We start from the raw sequence: 16,633 nt of genomic DNA on the forward strand, positions 1-16,633 counted from the left end.
TTTACTGAATAATTATGTCAATCCGTGCGCGTTAAGCCCCTCAATTGTTCATTTGGTTACTTTCATGACTCCGGATTCAACTACGTGCTGATGTCTGGCTTACGCTTTTTCCAGTTGTGCTGGTCTTGGCTTTACTGCTGGAATAAATGAAAAAGAGCGCGATTCCCAGGCAAATAACAGCACCAAGCCGTGTTGGAGAGAAGTGAATTGCTTCATTTCCCAACCAACCGAAGTTATCGATCAGCATGCTCATTGCCAGTTGCCCAAAGATCACTGCAACAGTGGCAACAGCAGCCCCAATACGCTGCACTGCCAGTACCATAATGACGATGTAAGGAACACCACACAGAGCGCCAAGCAACTGCCATTTAGGCACATCCAGCAGGGTTAATGCATGTTTAGGTTCGAAGAAGAAAATAAGCAGCGCGGTCACCAAAGCGCCAACTGAGAAAGTCAGAAATGCACTGCGGAAAACGCCTACGTTACTCCCTAACTTTCCTCCAATCGCAGCCTGCATACTCAAAAACGCGCCACCCACTACAGCCAGCATAATCATCAAAATATTCACAAATTCACCTCAGCCTTTTGCCACGAGAAACAAGGCAGCAATAATAAAAATCAGAGCAATAATACGTTTGCTGTCAATTTTACGGTGGTCAGTGCCGAACAGACCGTAGTGGTCAATCACCAGGCTTTTAAACACCTGCCCTGCCAGGATGCCTATCATCGTCATCGCGATCCCAATACTGGGAACGGCAACGGTCAGAATGACAACATATACCGGCCCCAGGATGCCTCCCAGCAGAGTCCATGATGGCTGAGTAAAGAATGATGGACTATTACGCGGACTGAAGAAAAGCATCAGCATGAATGTCAGCGCTGCGCCGACCCCAAAAATACTGAAGGTGGCCCATAAGTCACCCACCTCACTTCCCAATGGCCCTAATAATCCGGCTTCAACGGATAATCCCATCCCGCCTGCAACGACGAGCAATATAAATAAAAGCTGCATAAAACAGTCTCCAACTTGGTTTAGGAGGCTGATGATAAAGACGCTCAAAGTAATGAAAAACAGTATAATCCGTGAAACACCTTTGCAGGAATCGAGACAATGTATGATGCCAGTTCAATAAACTTCCGTAGTCTATTGTTTTTTATTGGAGTTTTTGACTCGCAAAGTTTTTCAGCGGTTGCCAGGCGAGAAGGAGTTTCAGCGTCGATGGTGTCGCGAGTGATTCTGCAGCTGGAAGATACTCTCGGACAACAGCTGTTCTATCGTAATACCCGCGCTGTCATTCCAACCGAAGCTGGACGATTGTTCGTAGAATATGCCCGAATAATGAGTGAGCAGCTCAGCGAGGCAAGAAAGGAACTACAGGACAGATCACTTGAGCCTTCAGGGTTAATAAGAATTAATGCGCCGGTTTTTTTTGGTCAGCGGCACATTGCGCCCTGGCTGACTGGCCTATGCGAGCGCTACCCTAAGCTGTTGATTGAGTTGGCGCAGACAGATGACTACATCGATCCCCACCGCGATGCTTCAGACATTATTTTTCGCATTGGGACACTTACCGACTCATCATTTCATGCTCGCGTATTCTGCACCCAGCGCTACCACCTTGTTGCGTCTCCTAAATACGTTCAAAAGTGGGGAATGCCAGATATGCCTTCAGATTTAGCGCAGCATAAATGTCTGGTGTATGCGGGCTCATCCGGCCCTAATCGATGGCTATTCAGAGAAAAGAATGACAACTGGGTTCACTACCCGGTATCTGCATTGCTGATTTCAAATAATGCGGAGACGCTTCTTACCGCCGCGTTAGGTGGAATGGGGATGGTGCTCTTCCCAGACTGGCTGATTGGAGACAGCATTCATAAAGGGAAACTGGTCAGAATTATGTCCAATCTTGAAGCTGCCATAAAAACAGAGCCGCAACATATTGCCGCTATTTATCCGAATACCCGTCATCCACCTCTGAATGTCAGAGCGGTTATTGATTACTTTCTGGAGGTTTATGGCCCCAAACCTTACTGGCAATTCGACTGACGAATGTCACCGATGACATTGAATGGGGCCAAGCTGTATTATCAGGGACTGCGAGAAAAAGGAAAATCTCATCAGTCTGCAATCCGTGCTTTTGCCTTCAAATGGATAAGAATCATTTACCGCTGCTGGAAGACCAGAACCCAGTACGATGAAGCGAAGTATTTGCTGGCTCTCGAAGCGCGACACTCGCCCTTACTGAAGCCATAAAAGCTTGTCGAATGTCTCAGGGCGTGAAGCGGAAGTTTTTTTTTGGCAACTGAAAATTTTCATACCATCAAATCTAACACCTTCGTTATGGACCGACCTTTGAGTCTCGCCTCATGAGCGCTGTTGCTCCTGCCATTCTTTAATAATTACTGACTATATGGTGTCACCCGTTTTAAAGAGCATGGCTGTCAGTTAATTCTCCCAGCAGAGCTAGTCTCTCTACTGAGTTGAAAATTTAAGGAAAGCCTTTTGTTCTGATAACTGCTGATATAAAAATAGCTGTTGAAACATTCTAATTCAGGGGCTTAGCATCATGGTCAAAAAGACCACTCAGGAGCAGCGTCGCGAGCTGGGTGCATTTCTTCTCAGCCGCCGGGCGAGACTGGATCCAGAAGAGTTCGGCATGCCAAAGGGCACCCGCCGAACGCCGGGATTACGCCGTGAGGAAGTAGCAATGCTGGCTGGTGTGAGCGTCAGCTGGTACACCTGGCTAGAACAGGGTCGTGAAATCAAGCCTTCCTCTGAAGCGTTGCAGCGCATTGCAAAGGTGCTCAGACTAAACCGCGTTGAGTCATCTCATCTTTTTGCCCTTTCACCACGTGAGGAGCCGGAACCGCGTCAGGTGGATATGGGCGTCAGCGATGGGCTCGACATGCTGGTTCGCGCCATCAATCCAATCCCTGCATACGTGCGCAATGCGCGTCTGGATATTCTCGCGTGGAATGACGCCATCGCTGACCTTTTCATTGATTACAGTTCACTGCAACCGCACGAACGAAATACACTCCGCCTGCTGTTTCTCTACCAGCCTTACCGTACGCTGATTCTGGATTGGGAGCAGATGGCGCGCGGAATGATTTCCGTATTCCGTGCATCGCGGGCGCGGGCGCATGATAAAGCGCTATTCGACGCGCTGATCGATGAACTCAGCGGGCAGTCACCTGAATTTCGGGAGTGGTGGCAGGATACTGACGTGCTGGGCATGAGTGAAGGAAATAAAAGGCTGGCACATCCCACCTCAGGACACATTGAATTCACCTATGTCGCCCTGACGCCAGAGGGCCGACCCGATCTTTCACTGGTAACCTACATCCCCAGACATGTTGCCAGTGACCATCAGTAATAGGATAACAACACGCCTTCCTGAGATTTTTGGGCACACTTAAGATGGATTCAAGGCAGCACAATCATGCTGCATCAATCACTCAGGAGGCTTCAAAATGACATCTCAATCTGCTAATCCAGCTTCATCTGACATCACCTTTGCGGTATCACGCAATCCGGCGACCGATGAACTCATTGCTAATTATGCCTACCAGACCACAGAAGAAGTGGAAGCGCTGCTGGAACAGAATGCGGCCGCGTTTCGCCTCTGGCGCGCCACCCCTTTACGCGAACGCGTTACGGCTTACCGCCGTCTGTCGCAGATTCTGCGCGACCGCGCTGATTTACTGGCAAGGCTGATCACCTCTGAGATGGGCAAAACCTTCTCAGCAGCCCGTGCGGAAGTCGAGAAATGCGCGGCCACCTTAGACTGGATTGCAGACAACGGCCCGTCAGTGCTGGCTGACGAACCGGTGTCCGTCGATAACGGCGACCAGGTGTATGTCTCATATTTGCCGGTGGGATCAATCCTGGCGGTGATGCCTTGGAACTTCCCACTATGGCAGGTTATCCGCGCATCCGGCCCCATCATGCTCTCCGGCAACGGCTTTATTCTCAAGCATGCTCCTAATGTCATGGGATCGGCCTATGCCCTGCAGGATGCTTATGAAAGCGCAGGTTTTCCTGCAGGCCTGTTTGCCAACCTGGTGACGGACAATGATACGGTGGCCCGCGTCATTGAAGATGACCGTGTCGCCGCAGTAACCCTGACGGGAAGCATGCGAGCAGGATCTGCCGTAGCGGCTATTGCGGGCAGAGCGCTGAAAAAGAGTCTGCTTGAGCTGGGGGGGGCAGATGCTTTTATTGTTCTTGCAGATGCGGATATCGATCAGGCAGTGCGTGCCGCCGTTGAAGCCCGCTTCCAGAACGCAGGTCAGGTCTGCCTGGCGGCAAAACGGTTTATCCTGGAAGCGCCCATCGCGGAGGCGTTTACGCAAAAATTTATCGCTGCAGTCAGCCAACTGAAAGTCGGTGATCCGATGGATCCCCAAACCCGCGTTGGCCCAATGGCCAGAAAGGACCTGCGCGCTGAGCTTCATCATCAGGTTGAGCGTACGCTTGAAGCCGGGGCAACGCTCCTGCTGGGCGGACACAAACTGGAAGGAAGCGGTAATTTCTACGCGCCTACGGTGCTGGGTAACGTGGTACCGGGTATGGCCGCTTTTGACGAGGAAACCTTTGGTCCCGTTGCGGCTATCACGGTGGCGGATAATGCTGAGCACGCCATAGAACTGGCAAACAACAGCGATTATGGTCTGGGTGGTAACCTCTGGACGGCGGATATCCAGCGTGGACAGCGGATGGCCCGGCGTCTTGAAACGGGCGGCGTGTTCATTAACGGTTTTTCTGCCACTAATGCCCGCATTCCTGTCGGCGGCGTGAAAAAAAGTGGTTATGGCCGTGAGCTGTCCCACTTCGGGCTGCGCGAATTCACGAATGCGCAGGCTGTCTGGGCAAAAGAACTGGACTAAATACGCGACAACGAGGTTTCGTCTGTATGACGCAGATTGCGTAATGTTCTGATGCAACTATGAAAATACCTCAGCCGTTCTGCGTCAGAATTGTATTAAAAAGAAATCTGAACATGACATGCAACCTTTGTAGACGACCGGTCTAATTGATGTTAGTTTGGTTTCACGGCAACGGTCAGGTCTGACGGGATGTTTAAAATCGGGGCAGTTGCATAGCCGTCAGGTTTAAGCAAAGCAACCGTCAGCACCAAAACAGGCAGTGCAGCAAGTTCATAGACGACTGGTCTAATTTAATTTCACATATCGACATACCGGAGAATGACAATGAAAGTTTTAATGGTACTGACCTCACACGACACGCTGGGCAACACCGGCCGTAAAACCGGCTTCTGGCTCGAAGAGCTGGCCGCTCCTTACTACGCCTTTAAGGACGCCGGTGCAGAAATCGTGCTGGCCTCACCAAATGGTGGTAACCCACCGCTGGATCCTAAAAGCAACGAGCCGGACTTCCAGACCGAGCTTACGCACCGCTTTGAAGCCGATACTGACGCCATGGCGCAGCTGGCAACCACCGTCCGCCTCGACAGTGTGTCTCAGGCTGATTTTGACACCGTGTTTTATCCTGGCGGCCACGGTCCGCTGTGGGACCTGGCGGAAGATAAGGACTCCATCGCGCTGATTGAATCTTTCTTTGCCGCCTCTAAAAACGTGGCGTTCGTCTGCCATGCCCCTGGCGTATTGCGTCACGTGAAAACGCCGGAAGGCAGACCGCTGGTCGAAGGACGCAAGGTCACCGGCTTCACTAACACTGAAGAAGAGGCGGTAGGCCTGACCCACGTGGTGCCGTTCCTGGTCGAGGATGAACTGATTGCGAAAGGCGGTATTTATTCCAAAGGCGCGGACTGGGGCTCTTATGTGGTTACGGATGGTCTTTTGATCACCGGTCAGAACCCGACCTCATCAGCAGCAACCGCAGCGCAGCTGATCAAACAGCTGGCACAGTGATATGACTCCGGACGGCTGAGAGAGGTTGCCCGGCAACTCTCTCAGCTACCGGTACAGCAAACTAAACCTGTTTAAGAAAGTGAGATAAAAAATGTTCAAGAAAACTGTCGCTTCTGCAGCTTTAAGCCTGGTTCTCTCTGTCTATGCTCAGTCATCGCTGGCCGAGCCGGTAAAAAATATCGTTCTGGTCCACGGGGCTTTCGTTGATGGCTCTGGCTGGAACCCGATCGCCCGCATCCTGCATAAAAAGGGCTACAAGGTGTCGATTGTTCAGGAGCCGCAGACCTCTCTGGCAGATGACGTGGCCGCGACAAAACGCGTACTGAAAATGCAGAGCGGCAAAACGCTGCTGGTCGGACACAGCTACGGCGGCATGATTATCAGTGATGCGGGTAATGACCCGTCGGTGGCAGGGCTTGTCTACATCGCGGCGATGCAGCCGGAAAAAGGGGACTCGCTGCTGAGCCTTGCCAAAAAATACCCGCCCGCCGCGCATTCGATTGCTGAAACGGACGATCATTTTCTCTACCTGAAACCTGAGTCGTTCCACGCCGATTTTGCCGCCGATCTGCCGGAAAAAGAGACCGCGCTGCTGGCACAGTCTCAGGTCATGCCAGCGGTGGCGGCCTTCAGTGCGACGGCTGGCGAACCGGCGTGGAAGCATAAACCGAGCTGGGCTGTGGTAGCGACCGAAGACCGCGCGATCAACCCGCAGCTGGAACGTTTTATGGCCGAGCGTGCCGGCAGCAAGATGACCGAACTGAAAGGTAACCACGCAATTTATGCCTCACAGCCCGGTAAGATTGCGGCCGTGATTGAAGAGGCAGCACAGAGTTTGTCGCACTAAATGTTCGTAACTGAATGCCGGAGCCTATAAGAGGTCCCGGCCAAAAAATTCTCTCTACTACGTAAATCTGTTTAACTGACTGAAAGGAAAATATTATGAAAAACATGACTAAAGCTGTTGCACTGTTCGCCATCTCTGCCGCTTCGTTACCTGTATTTGCCGCTAATCAGGTTCAGGATCAGCCTGCTGGCGAGCAACGTATCGGCGTCATCTCAGCCTCGGCTGCCGGAAGCAATCTGAGTGAACTGATAAACCGACTTGATGCTAAAGCGACAGCCGAAGGTGCCGGATCCTATCGCGTGGTTTCTGCCGGTGGTCGCAATTATCTTTACGGCACGGCAGAAATTTACAAGTAAGCATGAGGCGTCAGTGCCGGAATTAAGCAAGTGGGATATATCACCTGAGCTGGCAAGTGTCATCGGGACTCACCCGTATGAAGGGTTTAAAAAGGCATCCCTGGAATTACCCTGCGGTTTGGCTGAAAATCTTCATCACAGGAAAATTACCCGAAGTTTAATAGTCGACTGGTTAAATTGCTGATCGATTGAAGAGATGAAAATAGCCGATCGCCTATGTTTACGTCTTCAATAGCCGACCGGTCTAATATAATTTCTACAGAGATACTGGAGAATAGAAATGCAATACGAAGCGCTGTTTCATCCGATAAACCTGGGTCCATATACCCTGAAAAACAGGATTGTTTTCCCTCCACTGACCCGACAGCGCAGCGCCCAGCCTGGCGATCTGCCAACCGGCCTGATGGCTGAATATTATCAGCAACGCGCCGGTGCGGGTTTTATGGTCAGCGAAGGGACCCAGATTGAACCGCGCGGTCAGGGTTATGCCTGGACACCGGGCATTTACAGCGAAGCGCAGATTGAGGGATGGCAAAAAGTCACGGATGCCGTGCACGCCAGCGGAGGTGTGATATTCGCCCAGCTCTGGCACGTTGGCCGCGTTTCTCATTCGTCCCTACAGCCTGAAAATGGCGCACCGCTGGCACCGTCGGCCATTCAGGCTGAAAAAGTTAAGGCATTTATTGAAACCGGGCCAGGGACCGGGACCCTCGTTTCACCCTCCGCGCCGCGTGAACTGGGAATCGCGGACATTCAGGAACTGGTGGAGCTTTACGTCCAGGCTGCCAGAAACGCGATTCGTGCGGGCTTTGATGGTGTGGAAATCCATGCCGCCAACGGCTACCTGGTGAACCAGTTTATTTCTGAACATGCCAATCATCGTCAGGATGCTTACGGCGGCTCACTCGAAAACCGGCTGCGGTTCTTGCGCGAAATTGTGCACGCTGTCAGTGCGGCTGTAGGTGCCAATCGCCTCGGTGTGCGATTCACCCCATTATTTACCAGTACCGACGAAGATCGCGTTTATATCGGTCTGGTAGAAAGCGATCCGCATACGACCTACGTGGAAGCGGTGAAAGTCCTCGAAAGCGCAGGCGTTGCCTACGTTTCAATTGCTGAAGCGGACTGGGACAACGCACCGGATATGCCAGAGGCCTTCCGTCGTGAGATACGCCGTGCGTTTAGTGGCCGCATCATTTATGCCGGACGTTACACGGCAGAGCGTGCAGAAAAAATGATCCGCAATAATTATGCCGATCTGATTGCGTTTGGCAGACCCTTTGTGGCTAACCCTGACTTACCGGCACGTATTGCCAATGGCTGGCCGCTTAACGCGCTAAACGCCGCTCGTCTCTACGGTGGTTCAGAGGAAGGTTTTACTGATTATCCAGTTTACCAACCCGCAACGTCAGCAATTAAGGAAAATACACATGAATAACGGTATTGAAGGCAAAGTCATTCTAATCACCGGTGGTAATTCGGGTATTGGTGCTGAAGTTGCTCGACTACTGGCGATGCGGGGCGCAAAAATCGCCGTTGCGGCACGCAGACAGTCAAAGACGGATGAGGTTGTACAGGAAATTACCGGCGGCGGTCATGTTGCCCGCGGCTATCAGCTGGATGTTACCGATAAGCACCAGTTTGAAGCCGTAGTCGCAGAGGTGGTTAGCGATTTCGGCCAGCTGGACGTTCTGATTAATAACGCCGGTCTGATGCCGATTCGCCCTATGTCAGAAGTAAATACTGACGAATGGGATGCCATGATCGACGTCAACCTGAAAGGTACACTTTATGGTATTGCCGCTGCGCTCCCGCGCTTTCAGACTCAGGAGAGTGGACATATCATTAATCTGAGTTCAGTGGCGGGCATCAAAGTCTTTGCGCCTGGAGGCACGGTGTATTCCGGAACGAAATTTGCAGTCAGAGCCATATCAGATGGTCTGCGTCAGGAGATAGGAGGCAACATCCGCGTCACCTGTATTGAACCTGGCGCGGTGGAGAGTTATTTAAAGTACTCCACGACCGGTACGGCCGCAGAAAATGTCCTGGCGTTCTACAAACAGGCTATTCCAGCCTCGTCGGTAGCGCGGGCCATTGCGTTTGCAATTGAACAGCCTGCGGACGTAGACATTAATGAAATCGTGCTTCGCCCGACTCGCCAGGAGTTCTGACCACTTTACGATGGCTGCCGCGACAGCTGAATTTTTCAGCCGACCCAGCACCCGGGCCGCAGCGTATAAAGTTGGAAATGACAAAATCTGAGGTTTTGTTGACAGGTGTCGCGATGCTTGCAATTATTTACGCCAACGAGAAAAGGGCACTAGCGTCAACTAGTACCCTTTCTTGAAGATTTTTATGTTCAATCTTGGATGATGCATCTGCAAATGCAGTCACCGTTGCTTTGAACACCATCTTCGTTTAGACACCCGTTAGAGATCTCACTTCTAACCAGTGTGCTTCGATGTATGGTGCCCGGACTCGGAATCGAACCAAGGACACGGGGATTTTCAATCCCCTGCTCTACCGACTGAGCTATCCGGGCAACGGGGCGCATTAAACCTTATGCCACTGCCAGCGTCAACGGCTTTATGGTGAAAAGCCGACTGATTGCACTCTTTTCCACCAGTCTGTTGTGAAAGCCCCTCTTTTAGCCTGTTTTATCACCCATCCTGACTGCATTTTATGCCCTGGTTTATGCTGGGTTTTTCGCTTTATACGCGATAAAACCGGGTTGTTAGGATTATTCTCAATGCTGGCATGAAACTGTCACAATCGCCTGTCAGGCTGGGGCTAACTGAGGATTACTGGCCGCGTATCATGCACTTAGACTTACCGCCTTTAACACCCCAACGTCTGCCATCGCCGCATCTTACCGCGCGCGATCTCTGTATTGAGGTGCCTTTTGTCACACCGGATGCCGATAACCTGGCCGTGATGGAGCTGTTTACCAAACAACCGTCACTGACCAGCCTGCCGGTGGTGGAGCAACGCCATCCGCTGGGGCTGATTAACCGTCATCTGTTTTTATCGCAGATGTCGCGGCCGTTCTTCCGTGAACTGTATGACCGCAAAAGCTGCATCGCCTTTATGGATAAAATGCCGCTGGTGATCGATGCGGCCAGCACGCTGGATAGCGTGGCGCAGCAAATGGTGGCATCGGGCGATAAGTCACTGACAGATGGCTTTATTCTCACCAGTGCGGGTGAGTATATCGGCATCGGGCTGGGTATTGATCTGATCAAAACCGTCTCGGATCAGCAGGCGCGTCAGCATCAGCAAATTATGCAGAGCATTGAATATGCGCGGGTGATCCAGGAAGCGATGCTCGACCAGTCACAGCGCTTACTGGTGCAGCAGCTACGTGATAGTTGCCTGTGCTGGCAGCCGCGTGACTGCGTTGGCGGTGACTTTTACGCCTTTCACACCTTTCCTCACGGCTGGCTGCTGTTAATGGCAGATTGCACCGGGCACGGCGTACCGGGCGCGTTTATGACGGTCATCCTCTCTTCGGCGCTGGAAAAGGCGCTGACGCAGTGTGAACCGGAGCAGCCGGAGCAGTTACTCCAGCATATCAATCGCTACATTAAACAGACGCTGGGGCAGTTGCAGCAGTCGGAGCAGACCTCGTTGTCGAACGACGGCTGTGATGCGCTGGCGCTGTTTGTTGATACCCGCGAAGACCGCATGATCTGGGCCGGTGCGCGTATCTCCGGTTTTCTGCTCTCGACGGTGAGCGAGCAGGCCATTCTGCTGAGCTGCGATCGCATGGGCGTGGGTTACACCGATACCCCGGTGGACTACGAGTGGGCGCGCCATGAACTGCCGCTAAAACCCCAGGATCTGTTCTTGACCTTTACCGATGGTCTGACCGATCAGATCGGGGGCGAACGCCAGATTATGTTTGGCCGCAAGCGTATTCAGGCAGAGCTGGAACGCAACCGGACGCGCCCGATGAGCGAGCTGGCGGAAGGGCTTCAGCAGACCTTGCTCGCCTGGCAGGGGCAGCAGCTGCGGCGCGATGATATGACATTTTTAGGGTTTCGTTACTGATGAACCGGGGCAACGGGCAAAAGAGCACTATGAACACTGATCCGATAATCAGCGGGCTGCTGGCGGACACGCCGCACGATGTGGTGGCGCTGCGTTACACCGGTTTTTTCTCCCAGCACAATATTACGGCGATGGGGGAGGTGATCCGCCTCTATCTGGAGCAGAACGAGGCATCGTTTGTCACCCGGCGTAAGCTGTTCTCCACTTTTGTGGAGATGGTGCAAAATATCCTGCGCTACTCCTCAGACAGCCGGGCGCTCTGCAAAGATAATGACGAAATGCGCTTTGGCGCGATCTGTTTTGGTCTGCATGACGGTAAGTATGTGCTGGAAAGCGCTAACCTGGTGCGACCGGATGAATCCGCGCGCCTGAGTGAATGCCTGCTGGCGCTGCGCAATATGAGCGCGGAAGAAATTAAAGTGACCTACAAGCAGTCACTGCGTACAGAAAGTCCGGCCTGGAGCAAAGGGGCGAATATCGGCCTGCTGACTCTGGCGCGGGACGCCAGCCAACCGCTGGAATTTACTTTTCACCAGGTTGCATCGACGGATCTCTCGGCGTTCTACCTGAAAGCGACTATCTGACAGGGCACACCTTAGCTATGAACAACATCTCCATGCCTGCAACCAGCAGCACTCCCGCCGTGGACTTTGATTTCGCCAGCGGCAGGCTGTCGCTCAGCGGGGAATCCTGGCCAGAAAATGCCGCCGCTTTTTACCGTCCGCTGATGGCCGCGGTGGAAGAGTGGCAGGGCAGCGCCTTTTTCCGCAACCTCAGCCTGGTCAGCATCCATGTGGCACTCAGCTACTTCAACAGCTCCAGCACCAAAATGTTATTCGGCCTGTTTGGCGTGTTGAACGAAGCGGCAGTCAACGGGGTTCGCACCGAGCTGCACTGGTATTACGACAGCGAAGACGATATCTCCGAAGAGTTCGGTCAGGAGCTGAGTATCGATTTTTCAGCAATCACCTTCCATATGCATCCGGGGGGCGCAGAATGATGAGCATCGATGAGCTGTTCACGCATGAAAATGCCATTCTTGAGCAGGCGCGGGATATTGCCGCACGCGAGCACCTTGATGCGGAAACCTGTCGTGCGGCGTTACTGACCCTCAGCGGCCACTATCAGCGCATGATGCGTGAGTCGTGGCGCCTCATTTCCCGCAGTGACCGTGCTGAGCGCGAACTGACGCTTCTCAACGAGCAACTGCGCCAGCTGGCGTTACGGCTGGAGTACGAAGCCACGCACGATCCGCTGACCGGCGTGTATAACCGCAGCGCCATCATCAACCAGATCGGCAGCGCACTGCATCAGGATGACGCCTCCCTGATCCTGCTCGATATTGACCATTTCAAAGCCATTAATGACCAGTACGGCCATCCCACCGGCGATGCGGTGATCAGTGAACTGATCAAACGGATTGAGAACTCGGTGCCAGAGAGCGGCAGCGTCGGACGTGTGGGGGGCGAGGAGTTTACCATCCTGCTGCCGGGGACCAGTATGGGTCAGGCGGCGGTGGTGGCCGGTTATATTCATGCCTCGCTCAATGCGTCCGTGCTGAACTCCCTGCCGGATCGGCTGGTGACCGTCAGTCTGGGCGTCAGCTGGGGGGCTTCGCGCAGTAGTTTTGACACCCTGTATGCCGAGGCGGATGCCGCCTTGTATGAGGCGAAGCGTGCCGGACGTAACCGGATTCACTATGCCAGCCAGCGTGCCGCCCTGGGATAAACCCGACATTTTTTTCTGCGGGTATCCGCTATTCTGCCGGGCCACTGGCATTGAACCCGGTACTAAAAAATGCCATTATTGCGCAAATTTTGACAACCCCGTCATCCCTGCACACTGAGGTCACCGCCATGAGAGGTTCACTGCTGTTGTTCAGCATCTGTAACCCGCATCTGCCGATGCAGCCTGGTCGATCTTATTGCTGTCATACCTTGTCGATAAATTCTCTCACCATGCGGTGAGGTCTTTCTACGCTTAACTGTTGGCCATGCGTAAAAACAGACAAGATCTGATTTTACTGATGTCTATCGGTTGAAGCTGAAGTCATTCTGCTGAAAACCCAACATGACTGTTCGCCGGGAACGCGTGCGCTTTGCTGCCGTTCCTATTGCTGTGCCTCTGGCACCCACTCATCCTTGACCGTTAGGGATTTGTGCATGACTCCTCTTAAAATTGCAGCCAGTACCACTGTGGCAATCCACCTCCAGACCGGGCGCGAAGTCGTTACGCTGGATAATACTGATTTCACCGATGTCGCCGCGGTGGTTCTGTCCGTTTCTGACTCACGCTCAGGCGTGCTGGCGCTGCTGCGTCATACCGGTTTTAACCTGCCGGTGTTTATTGCCCTCGACGATGCCGCACAGGCGGTTGACCTGCCTGAAGTTGATGGCGTGCTGACGGGGGAAGAGGGCGATGCTTCGCTGCTGGAAACCGCCGCAGCCGGGTATCAGGCCAGGTTGTTACCGCCGTTTTTCCAGACGCTGACCAAATACGTAGCGATGGATAACACCACCTTTGCCTGCCCGGGGCATCAGGGCGGTGAATTCTTTAAAAAGCATCCGGCCGGACGTCAGTTCTTTGACTTCTTTGGTGAGAACGTGTTTCGTGCCGATATGTGCAACGCTGACGTGAAACTCGGTGATTTGCTGATCCACGAAGGTTCAGCCAAACATGCGCAAAAGTTTGCAGCGAAAGTCTTCAACGCGGATAAAACCTACTTTGTGCTGAATGGCACCTCCAGCGCCAATAAAGTGGTGACCAATGCGCTGCTGACCCGTGGCGATCTGGTGTTGTTCGATCGCAATAACCATAAATCTAACCATCATGGTGCGCTGATCCAGGCCGGTGCGACGCCGGTATATCTGGAAACTGCCCGCAACCCGTTTGGGTTTATTGGTGGCATTGATGCGCACTGCTTTGATGAAGCCTATGTGCGTGACCTGATTAAACAGGTGGCACCGGAACGTGCCGGGGATGAACGTCCGTTCCGTCTGGCGGTGATCCAGCTCGGCACCTACGATGGCACGGTGTATAACGCGCGCAAGGTGCTCGACAGCATCGGCCACCTGTGCGACTACATCCTGTTTGACTCCGCCTGGGTGGGCTATGAGCAGTTTATTCCCGTGATGGAAGCCTGTTCGCCGCTGTTGCTTGACCTGAAGCCGTCCGATCCCGGCATTTTTGTTACGCAGTCCGTGCATAAACAGCAGGCCGGGTTCTCGCAGACTTCGCAGATCCACAAGAAAGATAACCATATCCGTGGCCAGCAGCGTTTTTGTAGCCACAAACGCCTGAACAATGCGTTTATGCTGCATGCATCTACCAGCCCGTTCTACCCGCTGTTTGCTGCGCTGGATATCAACGCCAAAATGCATCAGGGCGAAGCGGGACGACGTCTGTGGCATGAGTGCGTGGTGCTGGGCATTGATGCACGTAAGGCGATTCTGGCGCGCTGCGAGATGATTAAGCCGTTTATTCCCGATGAGGTTGACGGCAAACCCTGGCAGGATGCGCCGACGGCGACGATCGCTTCCGATGCGCGCTACTTCAGCTTTGCACCGGGCGCGTCGTGGCATGGCTTTGGCGGTTATGAGAAAGAGCAGTATCTGGTCGATCCGTGCAAGCTGCTGCTGACCACGCCGGGCATTGATGCTGCCAGCGGGAAATATGCCTCTTTCGGTATTCCGGCAACGATTCTGGCGAACTATCTGCGTGAAAATGGCGTGGTGCCGGAGAAGTGCGATCTGAACTCCATTCTGTTCCTGCTGACACCGGCAGAGAGCATGGAGAAGATGGCGAAGCTGGTGGCGAAACTGGCCCAGTTCGAACAACACATCAAAGAAGATGCGTTACTGCGCGATGTGCTGCCGACGATCTACCGGAAAAATGCGGCGCGCTACGAAGGTTACACCTTGAAGCGACTGTGCCAGGAGATGCACGACCTGTATGTCAGCCATGATGTGAAGGATCTGCAAAAGGCGATGTTCCGCCAGCAGAGCCTACCAAAAATGGTGATGAACCCGCAGGATGCCAATATCGAATTTATTCGTGGCAATGTGGAGCTGGTGCCTATTTCACAGGCAGCCGGGCGCATTGCGGCTGAGGGGGCGTTACCGTATCCACCAGGCGTGCTGTGTGTGGTGCCGGGTGAAGAGTGGGGCGGGGCCGTGCAGCAGTATTTCCTCGCGCTGGAGGAGGGCATTAACCTGCTGCCGGGCTTCTCGCCGGAGTTGCAGGGGGTGTATGCCGAAGCCGACGAGCAGGGTGTTAAGCGTTTGCAGGGATACGTTTTGGTGTAAAAAAACCGGGTCGGGCGTGCCCGACCCCTACTAAACGCGGTATCACTTGGCAGCATTGCGTGCCCGACCCCTACGAAATGCGGTGTTATCTTGCCGCGTCGCGTGCCCGACCCCTACTAAACGCGGTGTCATCTGGCAGCATCGCGCGCCCGACCCCTACGAAATACGGTGTTATCTGGCAGCGTCGCGTGCCCGACCCCTACTAAACGCGGTGTCATCTGGCAGCATCGTAGGGGCGAGGCATGCCTCGCCCAGGTGTGTATCCGACCTCAGGTATTGAGCGCTTCTTCCCGTGCCTGGCGCACAATCGCTTTCGCGATCCATTTGCCAATATCCTGCAGTTCGTCGTTATCACAGCCCCAGATATCTTTCATCACCAGAAAAATCTCCGAACCGTAAACCAACGACAGTGAACGCACCACGCGATCCATCAAATCGGGTGTCAGCTCTTTGTTGAGCGGTTCCACCACCTGCATCAGCATCGCTTTGCGATTTCCGCGCACCAGCTTCTCTTTCAGTGGCACGGCATCAACCGACTGCGACTGCGCCCACTGCGTCAGCGACAAATGCAGCGCCGCACGCAACGTTCCCTCGTGTTTCAGCATACGCGGGAAGGCAAAACTCAGCAGCTCATCAATGCGTGCGTTGGCATCTTGCTGAGTGGGCTGCCAGTTTTTGATGGGGCTGAGTGTTTCAGACACAATGGCCGAGACCAGCGCACTCTGCGTGGGGAAGTAGCGATAAGCAGTGGCGCGTGACAGCTGTGCCTCCTGCGCAACTTCGGTAATCGATGGAAATGCGCCGTTATCAAACATCTTCATCGCGGTATCAATTAGTAAGCGGCGCGTTCTGGCTCGTGTTGATGTGAGCCCCAAAACGCTAGCGGAATCCCTTTGCTCCACAATAACCTCATTATCCAGTTTAACCTGTTTCTTTATCGGGCTGGTGGGCGTGACAGCACGTTCACCAGTGTTGACAACGGGGGGCGGCCTGCGCCATTCCCCGCTGTTATAAGCGTAGTCAAAACTCGACGAGACTCATATTTCATTCAATTGATTTATCAATCTTGAAGGTGCTACTGTGAGTTTTCCAGACTCAATCTCTTCAGTGATTCAAAGTTATTTACGTTTTTATATCAAGATTATCAACTCTTTATTGATCTAAATAACAGGTTATCGTAA

General features: G+C 53.2%; 16 protein-coding genes, 1 tRNA gene and 1 pseudogene. 14 read left to right on the plus strand and 4 right to left on the minus strand.

Annotated features, from left to right (window positions below; genetic code table 11):
- Nucleotides 1-76: 76 nt before the first annotated feature.
- Both WH277_RS10135 and WH277_RS10140 read right to left on the minus strand, forming a co-directional pair.
- Entirely contained in the window at nucleotides 77-568 is a 492-nt protein-coding gene (locus tag WH277_RS10135) for a DMT family transporter (RefSeq protein ID WP_176971835.1), read from the minus strand.
- A gap of 9 nt (nucleotides 569-577) precedes the next feature.
- Nucleotides 578-1,012 carry a DMT family transporter gene (locus WH277_RS10140; protein WP_176971834.1) on the minus strand — a complete coding sequence of 145 codons (435 nt, stop codon included), beginning with the start codon at nucleotides 1,010-1,012 and terminating at the stop codon, nucleotides 578-580.
- A gap of 99 nt (nucleotides 1,013-1,111) precedes the next feature.
- Between WH277_RS10140 and WH277_RS10145 the strand changes: the two genes are divergently transcribed.
- From WH277_RS10145 to WH277_RS10185, 9 genes and pseudogenes are all read left to right on the plus strand, one after another.
- Nucleotides 1,112-2,047, plus strand: coding sequence for a LysR family transcriptional regulator (locus WH277_RS10145; protein WP_176971833.1), 936 nt, complete (start codon nucleotides 1,112-1,114; stop codon nucleotides 2,045-2,047).
- A 27-nt stretch (nucleotides 2,048-2,074) separates the two neighbouring features.
- Nucleotides 2,075-2,254, plus strand: a pseudogene (locus WH277_RS10150) (IS110 family transposase); the annotation flags it as partial.
- A gap of 313 nt (nucleotides 2,255-2,567) precedes the next feature.
- Entirely contained in the window at nucleotides 2,568-3,377 is an 810-nt protein-coding gene (locus tag WH277_RS10155) for a helix-turn-helix transcriptional regulator (protein ID WP_176971832.1), read from the plus strand.
- 97 nt (nucleotides 3,378-3,474) lie between these two features.
- Nucleotides 3,475-4,890, plus strand: a complete 1,416-nt coding sequence (locus tag WH277_RS10160; RefSeq protein WP_339505529.1) for an NAD-dependent succinate-semialdehyde dehydrogenase — start codon at nucleotides 3,475-3,477, stop codon at nucleotides 4,888-4,890.
- A gap of 324 nt (nucleotides 4,891-5,214) precedes the next feature.
- Complete coding sequence (locus WH277_RS10165; protein ID WP_339505531.1) at nucleotides 5,215-5,895, plus strand: type 1 glutamine amidotransferase domain-containing protein; 681 nt, start codon at nucleotides 5,215-5,217, stop codon at nucleotides 5,893-5,895.
- Nucleotides 5,896-5,986: 91 nt separating this feature from the next.
- Nucleotides 5,987-6,742, plus strand: coding sequence for an alpha/beta hydrolase (locus tag WH277_RS10170; RefSeq protein ID WP_339505533.1), 756 nt, complete (start codon nucleotides 5,987-5,989; stop codon nucleotides 6,740-6,742).
- A 95-nt stretch (nucleotides 6,743-6,837) separates the two neighbouring features.
- Nucleotides 6,838-7,098 (plus strand): multiple stress resistance protein BhsA, encoded by a 261-nt coding sequence (gene bhsA, locus WH277_RS10175; protein WP_222185862.1) that lies wholly within the window; start codon nucleotides 6,838-6,840, stop codon nucleotides 7,096-7,098.
- Nucleotides 7,099-7,378: 280 nt separating this feature from the next.
- Entirely contained in the window at nucleotides 7,379-8,536 is a 1,158-nt protein-coding gene (locus WH277_RS10180; RefSeq protein ID WP_339505537.1) for an alkene reductase, read from the plus strand.
- Nucleotides 8,529-9,269 (plus strand): SDR family oxidoreductase, encoded by a 741-nt coding sequence (locus WH277_RS10185; RefSeq protein ID WP_339505539.1) that lies wholly within the window; start codon nucleotides 8,529-8,531, stop codon nucleotides 9,267-9,269. Before WH277_RS10180 ends, WH277_RS10185 begins: the two co-directional genes overlap by 8 nt.
- Before the next feature lie 295 nt (nucleotides 9,270-9,564).
- Here the strand turns inward: WH277_RS10185 and WH277_RS10190 are convergent.
- Nucleotides 9,565-9,640: transfer RNA gene (locus WH277_RS10190), tRNA-Phe, on the minus strand.
- 275 nt (nucleotides 9,641-9,915) lie between these two features.
- On the opposite strand from WH277_RS10190, the gene WH277_RS10195 reads away from it, so the two are divergent.
- The 5 genes from WH277_RS10195 (at nucleotide 9,916) to WH277_RS10215 (ending at nucleotide 15,452) form a co-directional block, all read left to right on the plus strand.
- On the plus strand, nucleotides 9,916-11,148 hold the full coding sequence (locus WH277_RS10195) for a SpoIIE family protein phosphatase (protein ID WP_133846140.1): 1,233 nt from the start codon (nucleotides 9,916-9,918) through the stop codon (nucleotides 11,146-11,148).
- Between the two features lie 29 nt (nucleotides 11,149-11,177).
- Nucleotides 11,178-11,732, plus strand: a complete 555-nt coding sequence (locus WH277_RS10200) for a SiaB family protein kinase (RefSeq protein ID WP_133846141.1) — start codon at nucleotides 11,178-11,180, stop codon at nucleotides 11,730-11,732.
- A gap of 17 nt (nucleotides 11,733-11,749) precedes the next feature.
- Complete coding sequence (locus WH277_RS10205) at nucleotides 11,750-12,148, plus strand: DUF1987 domain-containing protein (protein ID WP_133846142.1); 399 nt, start codon at nucleotides 11,750-11,752, stop codon at nucleotides 12,146-12,148.
- Entirely contained in the window at nucleotides 12,145-12,876 is a 732-nt protein-coding gene (locus WH277_RS10210) for a GGDEF domain-containing protein (RefSeq protein WP_133846143.1), read from the plus strand. The genes WH277_RS10205 and WH277_RS10210 overlap by 4 nt, the downstream gene beginning before the upstream one ends.
- Nucleotides 12,877-13,310: 434 nt before the next feature.
- Nucleotides 13,311-15,452: an ornithine decarboxylase gene (locus WH277_RS10215; RefSeq protein WP_339505542.1), complete on the plus strand. Its 2,142-nt coding sequence runs from the start codon at nucleotides 13,311-13,313 to the stop codon at nucleotides 15,450-15,452.
- Between the two features lie 269 nt (nucleotides 15,453-15,721).
- Here WH277_RS10215 and WH277_RS10220 read toward each other — a convergent pair whose 3' ends face one another.
- Nucleotides 15,722-16,372, minus strand: coding sequence for a TetR/AcrR family transcriptional regulator (locus WH277_RS10220; protein ID WP_133846145.1), 651 nt, complete (start codon nucleotides 16,370-16,372; stop codon nucleotides 15,722-15,724).
- Nucleotides 16,373-16,633: the final 261 nt, after the last annotated feature.

It is taken from the genome of Erwinia sp. MYb416 (assembly GCF_037479575.1).
Taxonomy (GTDB): Bacteria; Pseudomonadota; Gammaproteobacteria; order Enterobacterales; family Enterobacteriaceae; genus Erwinia; species Erwinia rhapontici.